Annotated in this window: 16 protein-coding genes and 1 tRNA gene; 8 read left to right on the top strand and 9 right to left on the bottom strand. The window is 37.6% G+C overall.

Annotated features, from left to right (window positions below; translation table 11 throughout):
• Positions 1-59 precede the first annotated feature (59 nt).
• The gene (locus tag AEQU1_RS11220; protein ID WP_111881175.1) at positions 60-1,703 is read right to left on the bottom strand and encodes an acyl-CoA carboxylase subunit beta; all 1,644 of its coding nucleotides are present in this window, start codon (positions 1,701-1,703) and stop codon (positions 60-62) included.
• Positions 1,704-1,985: 282 nt separating this feature from the next.
• Between AEQU1_RS11220 and AEQU1_RS11215 the strand changes: the two genes are divergently transcribed.
• From AEQU1_RS11215 to AEQU1_RS11200, 4 genes are read left to right on the top strand one after another with little or no spacing between them, the layout of a single operon-like run.
• Positions 1,986-2,168, top strand: coding sequence for a CAL67264 family membrane protein (locus tag AEQU1_RS11215; RefSeq protein WP_111881174.1), 183 nt, complete (start codon positions 1,986-1,988; stop codon positions 2,166-2,168).
• Between the two features lie 55 nt (positions 2,169-2,223).
• A complete protein-coding gene (locus AEQU1_RS11210) occupies positions 2,224-2,700 on the top strand; it encodes a DinB family protein (RefSeq protein WP_111881172.1) in 477 nt (158 codons plus the stop codon).
• Positions 2,701-2,753: 53 nt separating this feature from the next.
• Entirely contained in the window at positions 2,754-4,445 is a 1,692-nt protein-coding gene (gene ettA, locus AEQU1_RS11205; protein ID WP_111881171.1) for an energy-dependent translational throttle protein EttA, read from the top strand.
• A gap of 3 nt (positions 4,446-4,448) precedes the next feature.
• Positions 4,449-4,892, top strand: a complete 444-nt coding sequence (locus AEQU1_RS11200) for a hypothetical protein (protein ID WP_111881169.1) — start codon at positions 4,449-4,451, stop codon at positions 4,890-4,892.
• A 69-nt stretch (positions 4,893-4,961) separates the two neighbouring features.
• On the opposite strand, the gene AEQU1_RS11195 is transcribed toward AEQU1_RS11200, so the two are convergent.
• From AEQU1_RS11195 to AEQU1_RS11170, 6 genes are all read right to left on the bottom strand, one after another.
• Positions 4,962-7,514, bottom strand: coding sequence for a T9SS type A sorting domain-containing protein (locus AEQU1_RS11195; protein WP_111881167.1), 2,553 nt, complete (start codon positions 7,512-7,514; stop codon positions 4,962-4,964).
• A 68-nt stretch (positions 7,515-7,582) separates the two neighbouring features.
• Entirely contained in the window at positions 7,583-8,383 is an 801-nt protein-coding gene (locus AEQU1_RS11190; protein WP_111881166.1) for an MBL fold metallo-hydrolase, read from the bottom strand.
• Between the two features lie 64 nt (positions 8,384-8,447).
• A complete protein-coding gene (locus tag AEQU1_RS11185) occupies positions 8,448-8,927 on the bottom strand; it encodes a hypothetical protein (RefSeq protein ID WP_111881164.1) in 480 nt (159 codons plus the stop codon).
• 175 nt (positions 8,928-9,102) lie between these two features.
• Positions 9,103-10,104 carry a formimidoylglutamase gene (locus AEQU1_RS11180; RefSeq protein WP_111881162.1) on the bottom strand — a complete coding sequence of 334 codons (1,002 nt, stop codon included), beginning with the start codon at positions 10,102-10,104 and terminating at the stop codon, positions 9,103-9,105.
• On the bottom strand, positions 10,104-11,339 hold the full coding sequence (gene hutI, locus AEQU1_RS11175; RefSeq protein WP_111881161.1) for an imidazolonepropionase: 1,236 nt from the start codon (positions 11,337-11,339) through the stop codon (positions 10,104-10,106). The genes AEQU1_RS11180 and hutI overlap by 1 nt, the downstream gene beginning before the upstream one ends.
• Positions 11,339-11,941: a hypothetical protein gene (locus AEQU1_RS11170; protein ID WP_111881159.1), complete on the bottom strand. Its 603-nt coding sequence runs from the start codon at positions 11,939-11,941 to the stop codon at positions 11,339-11,341. The genes hutI and AEQU1_RS11170 overlap by 1 nt, the downstream gene beginning before the upstream one ends.
• A gap of 94 nt (positions 11,942-12,035) precedes the next feature.
• Between AEQU1_RS11170 and AEQU1_RS11165 the strand changes: the two genes are divergently transcribed.
• From AEQU1_RS11165 to AEQU1_RS11155, 3 genes are all read left to right on the top strand, one after another.
• Positions 12,036-13,202, top strand: coding sequence for a PLP-dependent aspartate aminotransferase family protein (locus AEQU1_RS11165; RefSeq protein WP_111881157.1), 1,167 nt, complete (start codon positions 12,036-12,038; stop codon positions 13,200-13,202).
• Positions 13,203-13,212: 10 nt separating this feature from the next.
• Positions 13,213-13,929: a bacillithiol biosynthesis deacetylase BshB1 gene (gene bshB1 / locus AEQU1_RS11160; RefSeq protein ID WP_111881156.1), complete on the top strand. Its 717-nt coding sequence runs from the start codon at positions 13,213-13,215 to the stop codon at positions 13,927-13,929.
• A gap of 88 nt (positions 13,930-14,017) precedes the next feature.
• Positions 14,018-14,093: transfer RNA gene (locus AEQU1_RS11155), tRNA-His, on the top strand.
• Between the two features lie 171 nt (positions 14,094-14,264).
• Here the strand turns inward: AEQU1_RS11155 and AEQU1_RS11150 are convergent.
• Complete coding sequence (locus AEQU1_RS11150) at positions 14,265-15,275, bottom strand: M28 family metallopeptidase (RefSeq protein WP_111881154.1); 1,011 nt, start codon at positions 15,273-15,275, stop codon at positions 14,265-14,267.
• Positions 15,276-15,292: 17 nt separating this feature from the next.
• Positions 15,293-15,625: a hypothetical protein gene (locus AEQU1_RS11145; RefSeq protein WP_111881152.1), complete on the bottom strand. Its 333-nt coding sequence runs from the start codon at positions 15,623-15,625 to the stop codon at positions 15,293-15,295.
• A 141-nt stretch (positions 15,626-15,766) separates the two neighbouring features.
• Here AEQU1_RS11145 and AEQU1_RS11140 point away from each other — a divergent pair, with 141 nt between their 5' ends.
• The gene (locus tag AEQU1_RS11140; protein WP_111881151.1) at positions 15,767-17,149 is read left to right on the top strand and encodes a rhodanese-like domain-containing protein; all 1,383 of its coding nucleotides are present in this window, start codon (positions 15,767-15,769) and stop codon (positions 17,147-17,149) included.
• Positions 17,150-17,196 lie beyond the last annotated feature (47 nt).

Genomic DNA, 17,196 nt, shown 5'->3' with positions numbered 1-17,196 from the left:
GGTTCAATGTAAATCAATTTAGTATTTAAACACTGGGTATTTCAATAATAAACAATACTCTAAACCTGAATAATTCCCAAATTAAAAGCCTTTTCAATAGGAGCGTGGTTCGCTGCTTCAATTCCCATAGAAATCCACTTACGAGTATCCAGCGGATCTATTACTGCGTCAGTCCAAATTCGGGATGCTGCATAATACGGAGAAATCTGCTTGTCATACCTAGCTTTAATTTTATCGAACATTTCTTTTTCAACTTCAGGGGTAATTGTTTCACCTTTTTTCTTTAATGAAGCAGTTTCAATTTGAAGCAATACTTTTGCAGCGCTGTTTCCACTCATAACAGCAAGTTCTGCGCTTGGCCACGCAACAATTAATCTTGGATCGTAAGCTTTTCCGCACATGGCATAATTTCCGGCTCCGTAACTGTTGCCTATTATAATAGTGAATTTTGGAACAACGCTGTTGCTCACGGCATTTACCATTTTTGCGCCATCTTTAATAATTCCGCCGTGCTCACTTTTGCTTCCCACCATAAAACCCGTTACATCCTGTAAAAATACAAGTGGGATTTTCTTTTGATTGCAATTGGCAATAAAACGAGTGGATTTATCGGCGCTATCGCTATAAATTACACCACCGAACTGCATCTCGCTGGGTTTGGTTTTTGCTTTTGTGGTTTTTACTAAGGTTCTTTGATTTGCAACAATTCCCACAGCCCAACCGTCAATTCTGGCATATCCGGTTAAAATTGTTTGCCCGTAGCCTTCTTTGTATTCTTCAAAATCACTATCGTCTACAAGACGTTTTATAATTTCCCGCATATCGTATTGTTCAGCACGTGATTTTGGTAGAATTCCGTAGATGTCTTCTTGTTTTTCCTTCGGCTTTGCGGCCTTTTCACGATTAAAACCAGCCTTATCGTAATCTCCAATTTTTGAAACTATATTTTTTATTTTATCAAGTGCATCCTTGTCGTCTTTGGCTTTGTAATCGGTAACACCACTAACCTCGCAATGAGTTGTCGCGCCACCAAGGGTTTCGTTATCGATGGTTTCACCAATGGCAGCTTTCACCAAATAGCTTCCCGCAAGAAATATACTTCCGGTTTTGTCAACAATAAGTGCTTCGTCACTCATAATAGGAAGATATGCGCCACCAGCAACGCAACTGCCCATAACGGCTGCAATCTGTGTGATACCCATACTACTCATTACGGCATTGTTTCTAAAAATTCTTCCAAAGTGTTCCTTATCAGGAAAAATTTCATCCTGCATTGGCAGAAAAACACCTGCGCTGTCCACCAAATAAATAATTGGCAAACGGTTTTCAATGGAAATTTCCTGTGCGCGAAGGTTTTTCTTCGCAGTAATAGGAAACCAAGCACCAGCTTTTACCGTGGCGTCATTGGCAACAACAATACATTGTTTTCCTTTCACATAACCAATTTTCACAACCACGCCGCCGCCCGGCGCTCCGCCGTGTTCCTCATACATTCCATCACCGGCAAAAGCACCGATTTCGATACTTGGCTTTTTTTCATCCAGCAAATATGCAATACGCTCCCGAGCGGTGAGTTTGCCCTGCGAATGTTGTTTGTCTATTCGCTTTTGACCTCCACCTAGTTTTACTTTTGTGAGTCTATTTTTTAATTCTGAAACCAGCAATTTATTGTGGTCTTCGTTTTTGTTGAAGTTCAAATCCATTGAAAAATATATTTGCGCTAAAATACAAAATGCTGTAAAGTTTTAAGTTCAAAGTTTAAAGTTTAAAGCCGATTCTTCTTAATTTCTTGAAACTTAAGAGATAATTTAGATTCTCGCATCATGAATTTTTAATCTCTGTTCAATTCTATATGATATTAGTTTTCGCTCAATCCTAATAAACTATGACATTTTGTTAACGAAAATCTATTTTTTATTACCGATATTTGTTTTTACACGTAAATTCGCAGCTTGAAAAAAAAATCAACCAAACAGAAATAGGATATGGGAATGAATAAAAATACTGTACTGGCTTGGGCCACTTTTATAATGATTGTTGTCGGGTTAGTATTAATAGGAATGGGCGCTTTCCGCTATGACGATGTTGCAGGATGGGGTTTTGCAGCAGTAGGCATTGGTTTCTTTGCTATTGCTTGGGTCTTTAACGCCTTAAAGGGAAGAGTCTAATTTAGTCTAATAATTAGTAAAATTTCAACTTATACAATCTCAAATTATTGAATTAATGTCTGAAGAAAATCACATACGCGAACGGCTTGCCAAACACCTCGATGGTGGCGAAGCTTTCATGCCCGTGACGAAAATGTTAGATAAAATTTCATTTGAAGACATAAACACACGACCTGCGAATCTTCCGTATTCTTTTTATGAATTGTTCTTTCATATAGCTTTTACGCAGAAAGATATTGTGAAATTCACTTGTTCCGACGATTACACTGCTCCTAAATGGCCCGATTTTTACTGGCCAAAAGAAAAAATATGTAAAACCGAAGAAGATTGGAAAGACATTAAAGCGGAATATCTAACTGATCGTAAACGATTGAGAAATTTTCTTTTGAATGACCAAAATAAACTCACCGAAGCCGTACGCAATGGCAAAGGAGAACAAACGTTACTACGCGAAATAATGCTCGTCATCGAGCATACGTCCTACCACACAGGGCAGATGCTTATTATTCTTAGGTTGCTAAATTTGCATTAACAAATTACAAATTACAAACTCACAAACTCACAAACTCACAAATTATCCAAAAAATGGCAGACGATAAAAAAGTAATTTTCTCAATGTCTGGGTTGACAAAATCATATCAAAACGCCCAGACGCCTGTACTAAAAAATATATATTTAAGCTTCTTCTACGGTGCCAAAATTGGTATCCTTGGTCTAAACGGAAGTGGTAAATCTACTTTGTTGCGAATCATTGCCGGAGAAGAAAAAAACTATCAAGGCGATGTGGTTTTCGCTCCTGGCTATACCGTTGGTTATCTTGAACAGGAACCAAAATTGGATGAATCCAAAACTGTACTTGAAGTTGTAAAAGAAGGCGTGCAAGAAGTAGTGGATATTCTTGATGAATACAATAAAATTAATGATATGTTCGGTTTGCCAGAGGTTTATGAAAACCCTGCCAAAATGGACGAGTTGATGGAAAAGCAAGCAAAACTCCAAGATAAAATTGATGCTACAAATGCTTGGGAGCTCGACACAAAACTTGAAATAGCGATGGACGCATTGCGAACGCCCGAACCTGATAAATTAATCAGTGTGCTTTCCGGTGGTGAAAAACGACGTGTTGCGCTTTGTAGATTGCTTCTAAAAGAGCCAGATGTGCTTTTGCTGGATGAGCCCACAAACCATTTGGATGCCGAAAGCGTGCATTGGTTGGAACATCACCTTTCAGAATATAAGGGAACGGTAATCGCAGTTACCCACGATAGATATTTCTTGGATAATGTTGCTGGTTGGATTTTGGAATTAGACAGGGGAGAAGGTATTCCGTGGAAAGGAAATTACTCATCGTGGTTGGATCAAAAATCAAAACGTTTGGCGCAGGAAACAAAACAGGCGGGTAAACGCCAAAAAACTTTGGAACGTGAGTTGGAATGGGTTCGCCAAGGAGCTAAAGGCCGTCAAACAAAACAAAAAGCACGTTTACAGAATTACGACAAATTGTTGAGCCAAGACCAAAAACAATTGGACGAAAAACTGGAAATATACATCCCGAACGGCCCACGTTTGGGAACAAATGTTATTGAAGCAAAAGGAGTTTCTAAAGCATTTGGCGATAAATTACTTTATGAAGATTTGAACTTCAAACTTCCGCAAGCGGGAATCGTTGGAATTATTGGTCCAAACGGTGCAGGTAAAACCACCATTTTCAAAATGATTATGGGTGAAGAAGCCCCCGATAAAGGCACGTTTGAAGTGGGTGAAACTGCAAAAATCGCTTATGTTGATCAGGCGCATTCCAATATCAACCCAGATAAAACCATTTGGGAAAACTTCAGCGATAGCCAGGAATTGATTATGATGGGTGGCAGGCAAGTAAATTCCCGTGCTTATTTAAGTCGTTTCAATTTCAGCGGAAGTGAACAAAACAAGAAAGTCTCCATGCTTTCTGGTGGGGAACGAAACCGTTTGCATTTGGCAATGACTTTAAAAGAAGAAGGAAACGTTTTGCTTTTGGATGAGCCAACGAACGATTTGGATGTAAACACACTTCGCGCCTTGGAAGAAGGTTTGGAAAATTTCGCGGGTTGTGCAGTAGTAATTAGTCATGACCGTTGGTTTTTAGATAGAATTTGTACGCACATTCTTTCCTTCGAAGGAAATAGTGAAGTGTATTATTTTGAAGGCGGTTTCAGCGAATACGAGGAAAATAAAAAGAAACGTTTGGGTGGCGATTTGATGCCGAAGCGAATTAAATATAAAAAATTGATTCGATAAGTTATGTGGAAAAATATAGTAATACTTGCTTTGTTGATAACCCTATCATCCTGCGGAAGTAAGAAAACTGCAGTGGAGGCTTCCAAAGATTCGAAAGAAGTTATTCTGGGGAAAAGCGAGGCTGTTTCTTATAAAAGTTTAGGAAATGGAGTTGCTTCAATTTCATTGCAGCTTTTTGAAAACAATACATTTAAATTTGACTTTAAAAGTATTCCACAACCTGATACAGACGAAAAACCTGTGAAAATTTCAGAAAAGGGAACTTATACTTCTGAGGGCAATTGGAAAACCTTGAATTTTAAAAATCCGAAATTTTCATTGGCTTCAATTTTTGATGCCAATTATGCAAGTGCCGCAGATTTTAAGGTTATTGACAAAGAAAACGTAAAAATAAATGTCGCAAAAAGGGCTTTGCCAATTTGGGGTGTAGTTTGTGAGAAACAGTAAAAACTGATGAAATAAAAAAATCCCGATTCAACTATTGAATCGGGATTTTTGTTTTTAAATACTTTCGGTTTATTTATTAATTACCAGTTTCTTTGTAACTGTTTGTTTCCCGCTATTCACTTTCACTAAATAAATTCCGGTAGCAATCCCATCGGTTTTTACTTTGATGCTTTTATTGGTTCCAAAATTTCCATTGAATAAATCCTTAATCTTTTTCCCAGAAACGTCAAAGAGCTGAACCGTTCCTTCCGAAGAGAGATTTTGTGAAATGGTAAATTCCGAAATTGCTGGATTTGGATATATTTTGATTGAACTTGAAGTCAATTGATTTTCCCCCACACTCAAAATATCACTCACATCATAACTGTGCATCGATCTTCCAAAGGTTCCTGCATATAAGGTTTTTGTTGGTTCGTGAAATTTTAAATCCATAACTACTGTAAGTGGAAGGTTGTTCCCTAAAATTGTCCAGTTGGCACCATCGTTATTAGAGTACCAAACATTTAAATCTGTGGCAACGAAAAGTATATTTTCTTCCGAATAAACAATAATATCGTTTACGGGAATATTTGGAAGGTTAGATGAAATATCCGTCCAGTTTTGTCCACCATCTGTGGTTTTGAATACGTGCGGGGTATAATCTAAATATTTAAAACCAGAAACAGTTACATAAGCAGTCATATCATTATCTGGAATCATGGCGATGGAAGTAATGTATTGATCGGGCAGACCATTACTTACGTCAGTCCACGTTGTGCCACCATCAAAAGTTACATTCACATTTCCATCATCACTTCCTGTGTAAATCACATCCAGATTGTTGTATGAAGAAGCAATAGCGGTAAGCGTTCCGAAAGCCAATGAACCACTGGGGTGAAGACCATCCGTTAAATCTGGACTAATAACAGACCAAGAAGCTGCTTTGTTTGAAGTATACAATCTATTGGTTCCGTAATACAATATTTCGTGATCAAAAGGCGAAATAATTACAGGTGTATTCCAATTGTTCCTATCGCTTCCACTTATACCGCTTGTTGCATTACTGAAATTGTTTCCGCCATTGGTACTACGCCCCAAATTGCCGTACTGTGATTCTGCATAAATATAATTGTTATCCACAGGATCCACATTCACATGGAAACCATCACCGCCCCAAATGGAGTTCCAATCACTCGCTCCGCCAGTAATGGTTCGGATAGTGTTATTATCTTGAGTACCGCCGTAAAGTCTTTCCGGTTGGGTTTTGTCAACTTCAATATTGTAAAATTGGGTAATGGGAAGATTTAAAAATTTAGTCCAACTGTTACCACCATTATTTGAAACATAAGCGCCGCCATCATTTCCAGAGAGCATAAAATTGCTATTTGTTCGCGAAAAATCCAAAGCGTGGTGATCCACATGCATTCCGTTCAACGTATTCCAGGATGAGCCGCTATCGGTAGATTTTGCAATCTCGAACCCCACGATATAAACCTCTGATGAATTTGTTGGGTTAACACGAACGTTTCCAAAATACCAACCAAAATTCGCGTCAATTCCACTTAATGCTCCTGCAGGTGTTACAAGCGTCCAATTATTGCCATTGTCTGTAGACTTATATAAACCATTAAATTCATTAGTAATCTCATTGTTGGTATAGCGGGCATATACAGTGGAAGGATCAGATTCTGAAACAGCGATTCCAATTCGCCCTGTCTGTGCATTTGGAGCGGGAAGCCCATTGGCTACACCAAGTTCAGCCCAAGTGGTTCCTCCATCCAAAGAACGATGTATTGCAGAAGTTACACCTCCGTAATCGCGCTCCCACGGTTTGCGTGTGCGCTCCCACATTGCTGCGTAAATTACATTTGTATTAGCCACATTCATAGCAACATCAATCGCAGCGGTCGAATCGGTTACAAATAATACTTTTTCCCAATTTGTTCCAGCATTGGTAGTTCTATAGATACCTCGTTCAGCATTTTTACCATATAATTGTCCAGTAGCTGCTACAAAAACGCGGTCTGGGTTACTGGGATCAACCACAATACGGCCAATATGATTACTTTCAGGCAAACCAATATTTGTCCAAGTATCGCCAGCGTTGTCGCTTCTATATATTCCATCGCCAAAATAGGCACCGTCAGTAGCGCTTCCATTTGCTTCACCTGTTCCAGCATAGATTCGTTGTGGATTTGATGGAGCAATAGCAATATCACCAATAGATGGTTTTGTTACTTCATCAAAAATAGGCGTCCAATTGGCGCCGCCATCATAACTTCTGAAAATCCCTCCCGTTGCTGTGGCAACGTAAAGATGGTCATCGTTATCGGGAGCAATAGCAACATCTGTAACACGTCCGCCAGTGTTTAATGGCCCTACAAATGCCCATTCTCCCGCTTGTTCTGAAGACCTGTTTGCGATAATTTGTTTGCTATGAAGAACAGCTTCTTTATAAGCATCTTTATTTATGTAATTATTGGGATAAGCGCGCTGGTTGTACATCCATTCTGCTGGATATTCTATTTTTTCAGTTTCTTTTTCTTCGGAATTTTCTTCCGAATTATTTTTACAACTCGATAAAAGAAGCGTTGTAAAGAATGTAAGTGCAATTAAATTGAGGGGAAGTTTGTAGTTTTTCATCAATAAAGATTTAGCATTTTAGGTTTTTGGGATTCAATCTTGTAATTCACTGATTGTAAATATCGCAATTATTTTTTTGGATACCAATCCAGCTGTGTAACCTTAATATCAGGATTTCCAGCTTCAATCAAAGATTTAAATTTGGCAACATCGCTTAATCCTTCCGTGCCTCGATAATGATAGGGATAAACAGTTTTTGGTTTAAATGCCAAAACCGCTTCGGCTGCTTTATCAACTGTCATTGTATACGGTAAATTCATACAAACAAAAGCGATGTCAATATTTTTAAGATTTCGTATTTCAGGTATATCTTCAGTATCTCCGGAAATATATATGCGCTTGTTATTTTTTTCAAGTACATATCCGTTACCTCGTCCTTTTTCGTGAAATTTTAGAGCTTCAGGCCGAAGATTGTACATTGGGGTGGCTTCAATTTCTATTTCCAAATCAGAGATTTTTTCTCCATTGCTAAGCAATTTGGTTTTATCTTGAAGATTTTTGGGAAGCTTTTCAAAAACCGCCTTTGGTGCAATTAATTGCGTTTTATCAAGAACAATAGATTCAAGTGTGGGAATGTCCATATGATCGCCGTGGATGTGTGTTACCAGAACTAAATCTGGTTCGGTGTAACTTGAATACATCTCTTTTCCACCAACTGGGTCAACATAAATTATAATGCCATCCCAATTTAGAACCATGCTAGCATGTTCAACTGGGTTAATTGTAAAACCTTCGTCCTTTGCGGCTTCTCCACCATCAACTTTTTCTAACGGTGTATTGATTATTGCATTGGATTCGGTATTTTCTGAAGTGTTTTTGCAAGCTGTAAATGCGATTGCCAGAAATAGAATATGTGACAAATTTTTCATAAAAAATATTTTTTCAATGAAGATACTAAGAAAACTATAATCTTTTTAGCTTTTAGAAACTTTCTCAGCTGTTTTTAAATGTTTTAAGAAAATCCGTTCTCCTATTTCGGGAAACAGGTACCGGTTGGTCATTGCTCATTATTAGAGTTCCTTCATTAAGATATTTCTTTATGTGGTCAAGATTGATTGGACCAATCCCATAGAAAATTCGGATAATATCGTCTTCTGATAATGAAAAATCTGTGAGCAAAGTACCTGAACTATAAAGACTTGTGGTAGGGTAGGTGCTTTCGGGTTTATTCTTGATGTAATCAAAATCGAAACCCAGCCCCAACCAACGCCAGTAATAATCAATTGAGAGTCCCAAGTCCAAACCACTCTTATAATCTATATAAGGAGTATTATTGTCATAAGTGGGAAAATCGTACCCAACGCGTGGGCTAAACTGCCAGTAGTTGTGGTCTTTGTGCGTTTGTTGCCCTTCCATATTCCAGCTTGTGCTTGCAATAATCAGTAACAACAGTAATTTGAAAAGTGTTTTCATGATTTCTGTGTTTTAATGTTTATGAAGCAAATGTGAAAAAATAGGATGGCGCCCAAAATGGCTAATCCATAAAGGGTAGTGTTCGGTAGACGAACGGGGAAGTAAAAGATATAAACGAAATATTATTGATGTTTATAAGTATAAAAGTGTTGAAATACAGACTTTTATTAATTTTTTAGGAAAGCATATCGCTCACCAAATAGGCAATCGCCTTTCCAACTTGGTTGGGAAAAAGTTCTGCTGAAGGGGAACCTTCGCAAATATGAAGATAGTTGGCATTTTTGTTTTTTGAAAAGTAGGAAACAAATTTTCTGGCTTCGGTAAGTGTAAATCCGCTGGGAGAAATGGCGCTGCTGCCCATCATTTCAATTGCGTCCATATCCAGCTCAATTCCAAAGTTTTCATTACAGCAGAAATTTTCAGCATCTTTTAAGGCATCGGAAAAAGACAATTTTTGTTTCACTGAAATGTCTTCAAAAAGATTGAATTTTACTCTATGTGAATTTTTTTCCATTGAATTGAAAACCGCTTGTGAAGTATAATTTCTGTGAAGCCCAAAGATGAAATACTTACTTAAAAAACCATCCACAAAAGCATAAGAAAATCCGTTGCCACTATGACGATGTTCCAAAGATCGGAAATCGGTATGCGCATCAAAATTGATGCAGTTTGTTGGTTTTTGTAGAGCTTCAGAAGTCCCTTTAAGGTTTCCGTAACTATTGTTATGCCCGCCTCCGATGATGATTGGAAATTTTCCTGCCTCAATAATAATCTTGATTACTGCTGAAACTTTATGGTCTATTTGGGTAACCAACTCGCCAAGTTCTTCGGCATAATGTGCTTCTTCTTTGGGAATAGTTGCAGCCTGCTTCATCTGGGTTTCGCAATCAATTTCACCCAAAAGAATAACGTTTTCAGCATTCGTTAAATGATTATTCTGAATATTCAAAAGGCTTCCTAAAGCGGCTTCCCAAGCTTTTGAAGTTCCAGGATTTCCGTAGTTTGCTCGAACGCCAATATCTTCTGGGATTCCCAAAAGAACATATTTTGCAGGATGGTTTTTTAAATCTTCGAGCGTTTCAACAAAGTTTACTTTTTCACCGAACTTAGTTTCACCAGCTCTCTTTTTTATAAAAGAAGAAACATCTTTTTCAGAATAAATTTTTAAAAAGCCCATTACACTTCCTTTCCATTAATAATTACAGAATCAATTAAATTACTGCCAAAGGCGTAAGGCAAATAACCGTAAGACGGAATCGGTTTTGTAATGATGAGGTTGGCGGTTTTTCCTCTAGTAATGCTGCCATGTGTTCTGCTCAAACCCATTGCATAGGCCCCGTTTACTGTTGCGGCATTGATTGCTTCTTCTGGTGTTAAGCGCATTTTTATACAAGCGGTTGCGACAACAAAATTCATATTTCCACTTGGTGTAGAACCTGGATTGTAATCTGTAGCGAGAGCTAATGGTAATCCGGCATCAATTATTTTTCTGCCCGGTGTGTAAGGTATACTCAAAAAATAAGAGCAGGAGGGGAGAGCTACCGGCATAGTCTTGCTGTTTTTTAAAGCTTCCAAATCTTCATCGGTAAGAACTTCCAAGTGGTCTACGCTCAAAGCGTTGTGTTTTACCGCTGCGGCAATTCCGCCAATACTGTTAAATTGGTTAACGTGTACCTTGGGTGTAAGCTTGTGTTTTTTTCCTTCGGAAAGAATACGTTCCATATCTGCCACGGAAAAATAGCCTTCTTCACAAAAAACATCTACGTATTCGGCGAGTTTTTCTTCAGCAATTTTTGGCATCATTTCATTACAGAGCAGGTCTAAATAGCCGTCTTTGTTGTTTTTATATTCCGTAGGAATTGCGTGCGCACCCAAAAATGTGGTTTTAATGGTTATGGGATATTCTTCCGAAAGTTTTTTAGCAACGCGAAGCATTTTTAACTCAGCTTCCGTAGTGAGTCCATAACCGCTTTTGATTTCTATGGCGCCGGTGCCGAGGCGCATTACTTCTTCCAAACGTGCGGCAGATTGATGGTATAAATCCTCTTCCGAGGTTTCTTGCAGTTTCTTTGCGCTATTCACTATTCCGCCGCCTTTTTCGGCAATTTCTTGGTAAGTGAGACCGTTAATTCTATCTACAAATTCCTGCTCGCGATTACCGGCATATACTAAATGGCTATGGCTATCACACCAAGCGGGAAGTACAATTTTACCCTGGCAATCAATAGTTTTAAAGCCTTGGTGCGGTCCCATTTTATCCATAGTTCCATAGTCTTCAATTATGCCGTGGTTTATAAATACCCATGCATTTTTGATAGTGGGGAGTTCATTCATTTCTCTTCCGCTCAATTTAATGGGAGTTGTTTCCCGAACCTGTAAAAGTTCTTTTATGTTTATTAGCAATAGTTTCATTAGCGTATGTCTATTTCTGAAATTAAAGTATCTCCAAAATATAATTTTCCTGTGGTCAATTCATTTGGAACCACAAAATATACATCGAGTACATTTTTATCTATATTTTGAGGGCGAAAATAAATAGTGTGAATTATAGGTTTTCTATTTGTTCCAAAATTAAGGTCTATGGAACAATCTTTATAGCCTTCAAACGTATAATTGTTAAAAGTGTTTGGTACTGAAGAATCGTATTTTGCGAAAACTGGCTTTTCGGTATCATTGGTAGTTAACATTTGAAAACCTCTTGTTTGAAAAAAAGATGCAAAAAGGACCTCAGAAACGCTAAATCTGGCATTAAATTGATCACTTAAAAGAGAAAGTTTGTTTGGGTCAAAAATAGTTAGGTCTCCATCCCTAGATCGCACTTTAAGTCTTACCTGTACTCTTTTGTTATCCTTTCCGGAAAGTACATTATAAGAACCCGCAAATTGAACTGATAGCACACCAATTTTTCGTGCTTTTACCATTTCTATTGTAAGGTTTGTTCCTGGGATTTCAATTTGGCATTTAACAGAAAAACTGAAACCAAAAAGGAACAACAAAACAAGTATCTTTTTCATTTTATAAATATAGAAAAAAACAACGGCACAGTTTCAAAATAGTCAGTTGTCTAAAATATAATTTATACCTTAGTCCTTCCAAAAAAAATATATTATGAAATCAGGAAAAATGGGCATTAACACTATCTGTACCCACGTAGGTGAAGTTGAGGACAAACAGTTTAAAGGTGCTATTTCGCCATTATATATGTCAAGTAGCTATGCTTATGAGGATGTTGATGTAAAACGATACCCGCGCTATTTCAACACGCCAAACCAGGAAGCGCTTTGCAAGAAAATTGCGATGCTTGAAAAAAGTGATTCTGCACTTATCTTCGGAAGCGGAATGGCTGCCGTAAGCACTACAATGCTTGCGTTTTTACACAAAGGCGATCACGTGGTGCTTCCACAGACTTTGTATGGCGGCACTTATAATTTTGTGGTTGAAGAGTTTCATAAATTTGGAATTGAATATTCTTTTACCGAAGGCTTTTCCGAAATGGATTTTTCTGAAAAAATTCAGAAGAACACCAAAGTTATTTTTGTTGAAACCCCTTCCAATCCGTTGATGCGTATTACAGATTTAGAAATGATTTCAAAATTGGCAAAGCAACACGGTATTATAACAATGATTGATAATACGTTTGCTTCTCCCGTAAATCAAACTCCTGCCGATTTCGGAATTGATATAATGATTCACAGCGCTACCAAATATATGGGCGGACACAGTGATATTTTGGCAGGAGCTGTGGCTGCAAGCGAAGAACATATTAAAATAATTTGGAACCTTGCCAAAAATTTAGGTGGTAGTTTGAGCGATTATACCGTTTGGCTTTTAGAACGCAGTATGAAGACAATGGTGTTGCGCGTAAAAGCACAAAACAAGAATGCTAAAAAACTTGCAAGATGGTTGGAAAAACATCCGTTGGTAGAAAAAGTTTACTACCCACGTCTTAAAAGCCATCCCGACCATGAACTTGCAAAAAGGCAAATGAAAGGATATACAGGAATGCTTTCTTTCGAAATAAACGAATCTTTGAATGTGGGCGATTTTTTAAAGGCGTTGAAAATGATCAAGCCTTCCATGAGTTTGGCTGGAGTGGAATCTACTATTCTTTCACCTGCAAAAACTTCGCACGCACTTCTTTCTGCTGAAGAGCGGGAGCGGCAAAATATTAGTGACGGCTTACTTCGTTTTTCCGTTGGAATCGAGGAGGTTGAAGATATAATTTCTGATTTGGAGGGAGCTTTTCAAAAGGTCTCAAAAATGGAAAAAATTTAAAATAATTTTTATGAAAATTGATATACTTGCAGTTGGTGCCCATCCAGACGATGTTGAATTGGGATGTTCTGCAACCTTGGCAAAAGAAATAAATAACGGAAAAAAGGTGGGTATTTTAGATCTTACCCGCGGTGAACTCGGCACTCGAGGAACAGCTGAGATACGCGACAAAGAAGCCTCAAACGCCGCAGAAATTTTAGGAGTAAGATTTCGGCACAACCTTGAATTTTCTGATGGTTTTTTGATTAATAATGCGGCATCACAGCTTGAGATAATTAAAATTATTAGAAAATATCAGCCAGATGTGGTTCTTTGTAATGCTATTGATGACCGCCATATTGACCACGGAAAAGCTAGCAAACTCACTAGTGATGCGTGCTTTTTAAGTGGTTTACAAAAAATTGAAACAATACAGGATGGCAACCACCAAAAGCCTTGGCGACCCAAACATGTTTACCATTATATACAATGGAAAAATATTGAACCAGATTTTGTGGTTGATGTAACTGGATTTTTAGAAAAAAAATTGGAAGCAGTATTTGCATATAAAAGTCAGTTCCATCAAAAAGAGGCTGATGAGCCTGAAACCCCCATTACATCAACCAATTTTCGCGATAGCATTACCTATCGGTCACAGGATTTAGGAAGGCTTATAGGTACTGAATATGGCGAAGGTTTTACAACGGAACGTTATGTTGCTGTAAATTCTATTTTTGATTTAATTTAAATTTCTTTAAATAGAATATTGCGCAACCGTAAGATTTGATTTATATTTGCATCCGCTAAGCGAAGTTGTGTATTAAAGCACAATAAATGGTGGTTGTAGCTCAGCTGGTTAGAGCATCGGTTTGTGGTACCGAGGGTCGCCGGTTCGAACCCGGTCTTCCACCCATAACAAAAGCTTCTCAGAAATGAGAAGCTTTTTTTGTATTTGTATTTTGACTTGACTTACCCTATGAAAAGTTTATCGTAAACTTGATTAAAAGGGCTAGGTCTTCTACAAAAAACCTCCCTTTTTGGGGAGGTTTTTTTTGTTTCAGCTTTCAGCTTTTTAAATAAATATTACAATTTATCTGCTGTAATTTTTTTGTCGCGGTTAGCAATTTCCCAAGCTGTATAAAAGATTAATTTTGCTCTTTTTTCCATTAAATCATATTCAATTTTGTCTGGAGTATCAGTGATTTTATGGTAATCTTCATGAACGCCGTTGAAGTAGAAAATAATAGGAATATTGTTTTTCGCAAAGTTATAATGATCGCTTCTGTAGTAAAAACGATTTGGATCATTTGGATCGTCATATTTATAATCTAATTCCAATTTTGTATATTTTTTGTTCACTTCAGTGGATACGTCCTGTAATTCCTGGCTCAGTTTGTTACTTCCTATTAAATAAATGTAATTTGGATTATTCTTTTTCTCGGGATCAATTCTCCCGATCATATCAATGTTCAAGTCACAAACCGTGTTTTCCAATGGGAATAGTGGATTTTCAGTATAATACCTTGAACCGTATAAACCAATTTCTTCCCCAGTAACATGAAGGAATAGAATGGAGCGTTTGGGCCCATTGCCATCTTTTACAGCTTGCTGAAAGGCTTGTGCTATTTCCAAAATTGAAACGGTGCCACTACCGTCATCATCGGCGCCATTGAAAACATTTCCATCTTTATCTGTGCCCACGTGATCTAAATGTGCTGAAATTATTACAATTTCATCCGGTTTTTCAGAACCTTTAATGAAAGCAACAACATTTTCAGAAGATTCGGGATTCCTTCTGCCCTCGAAAAAACTGGAAGGGATGGTTTGAAAATAATTGTTTTTTTCAATAGGAGATGCAATACCTTCATCCATATAAAAATTACGAATATATTCTGCAGCCATATGTTGCCCTTTGCTTCCCGTCATTCTGCCCTCCATTTCATCACTAGCATAAACATACAGGTGCTTTTTAAGGTCTTGTGCAGTTATTGTATTGGCATAATCAACATTTGTTTTTTTTGGCCCCGTGGTGCTTTTAGTTGAATTACAAGAAAAAACAAAAGGCGAAAAAATAAAAAAAAGGATAATTTTCATAAATATTATAAATGAGTTTATTCAAAAGAGATGAGTTCGTAATCTTGAGGAGACAAGCCGCCTTCTCCAATTTTTTTGTAATTAAATGTATGCGTTTTTACAATTTCATTGCCTTCTTTGTCCTGAGACTTTACTGTAACTTTCACTAAATAACTAATCCCAATTGAAGCTTCTCCAGTTTCAGTTTCGGTTACTTCAATGTTTTCGTTGTTGAATGCTGTGCCTTCGGGAAGTTGCAATTTTTCAATCGCATCTTTTTTGGCAAGTTCACGAACTACTTCTTCCTGTTTTCCTTCTGTGGAACAAGAAACAATTAATAATGTTAATAAAATAAGTGCTAATTTTTTCATGATTTCAGGGTTACGTTAAGGGGTAAAGATAAAATAAGTTAAATGTGTTAATGCAAAAGTTTTGTGAAAATAGATTTTTGAATATTACTTCTAAAAATTTTAGAAATTACAATTCATATATTTGCGGAAAATAGAAAAACGATGAAGGTTGAACAAATTTATACCGGATGCCTTTCCCAGGGTGCATACTACATTGAAAGCAATGGCGAAGTCGCAATTATAGATCCATTGCGAGAAACGAAGCCTTATCTGGATCGCGCAAAAAGAGATAATGCAAAAATTAAATATATATTCGAGACCCATTTCCATGCAGATTTTGTGAGTGGACATTTAACGCTATCCAATCTAACCGGAGCGTCAATTATTTATGGGCCTCACGCAAATCCATCTTTTGAGGCTTTATTAGCGAAAGATTATGAAGTTTATAAACTGGGTAATGTTACCATTACAGCAATTCATACCCCAGGTCATACTATGGAAAGCACTACCTATTTACTAAAAGACGAAAGCGGAAAGGATTATGCTATTTTTAGCGGCGATACTTTATTTTTAGGAGATGTGGGTCGCCCAGACCTTGCGCAAAAAGCAAATGAAATAACTCAAGAAGATTTAGCTGGAATTTTGTTTGATAGCCTTCGTAACAAAATAATGCCTTTAGCCGACGACGTAATTGTTTATCCTGCACACGGTGCTGGTTCCGCCTGTGGAAAGAATATGATGAAAGAGACCGTAGACACTTTGGGAAACCAAAAGAGAATGAATTATGCACTTCGCGCAGACATGACTCGACAAGAATTTATAAAAGAAGTAACCGACGGCTTAGCATCACCCCCGCTGTATTTTCCGATGAATGTAAAAATGAACCGCGAGGGTTACACCGCATTTGATGAAGTGATTGCACAGGGAATAACTCCGCTTGATCCCGAAGCATTTGAAAGAATTGTGAATGAAACTGGGGCAGTCGTACTGGATGTTCGGAATCAGATTGAATATATTGACGGTCACATTCCACGATCAATTTTTATTGGATTGGACGGTAGCTTTGCTCCTTGGGTAGGTGCTTTATTGGCAGACGTGGAACAAAAAATAGTATTGGTTGTTTCAACTGGTAGAGAAGAGGAAGCTATAACAAGATTATCTAGAGTTGGTTTTGATAAAACACTCGGTTATTTAAGTGGTGGAATTGAAGCTTGGAAGAAAGCTGGAAAAGAAGTGGATACTTTAGAATCTGTTGATGCGGAAACTTTAAAAGATAGAATGAAAAATGATGTCCCAATCTTTGATGTTCGCAATGATGGCGAATTTTCAAATGGGCATATTCCAGAAGCGATTCTCACACCACTGGGTTTTCCAAACGAACATATGAAGAATTTTCCAAAGGTCGAAAAATTTTATCTGTATTGTGCTGGGGGGTATCGTTCTGTTATCGCGGCTTCAATATTGAAGAGCAGGGGAATTCATAATGTAGTAGATGTTGCTGGCGGTTTTGCGGCTATTAAAAAAACGGATATTCCCATAACATAACTTCTTTCTTTAATTTTAAAAAACGACTTCAATATTTAAAAGAGGTC

The organism is Aequorivita sp. CIP111184 (genome assembly GCF_900489465.1).
Taxonomy (GTDB): domain Bacteria; phylum Bacteroidota; class Bacteroidia; order Flavobacteriales; family Flavobacteriaceae; genus Aequorivita.
This window is presented reverse-complemented; position numbering and strand designations above follow the sequence as displayed.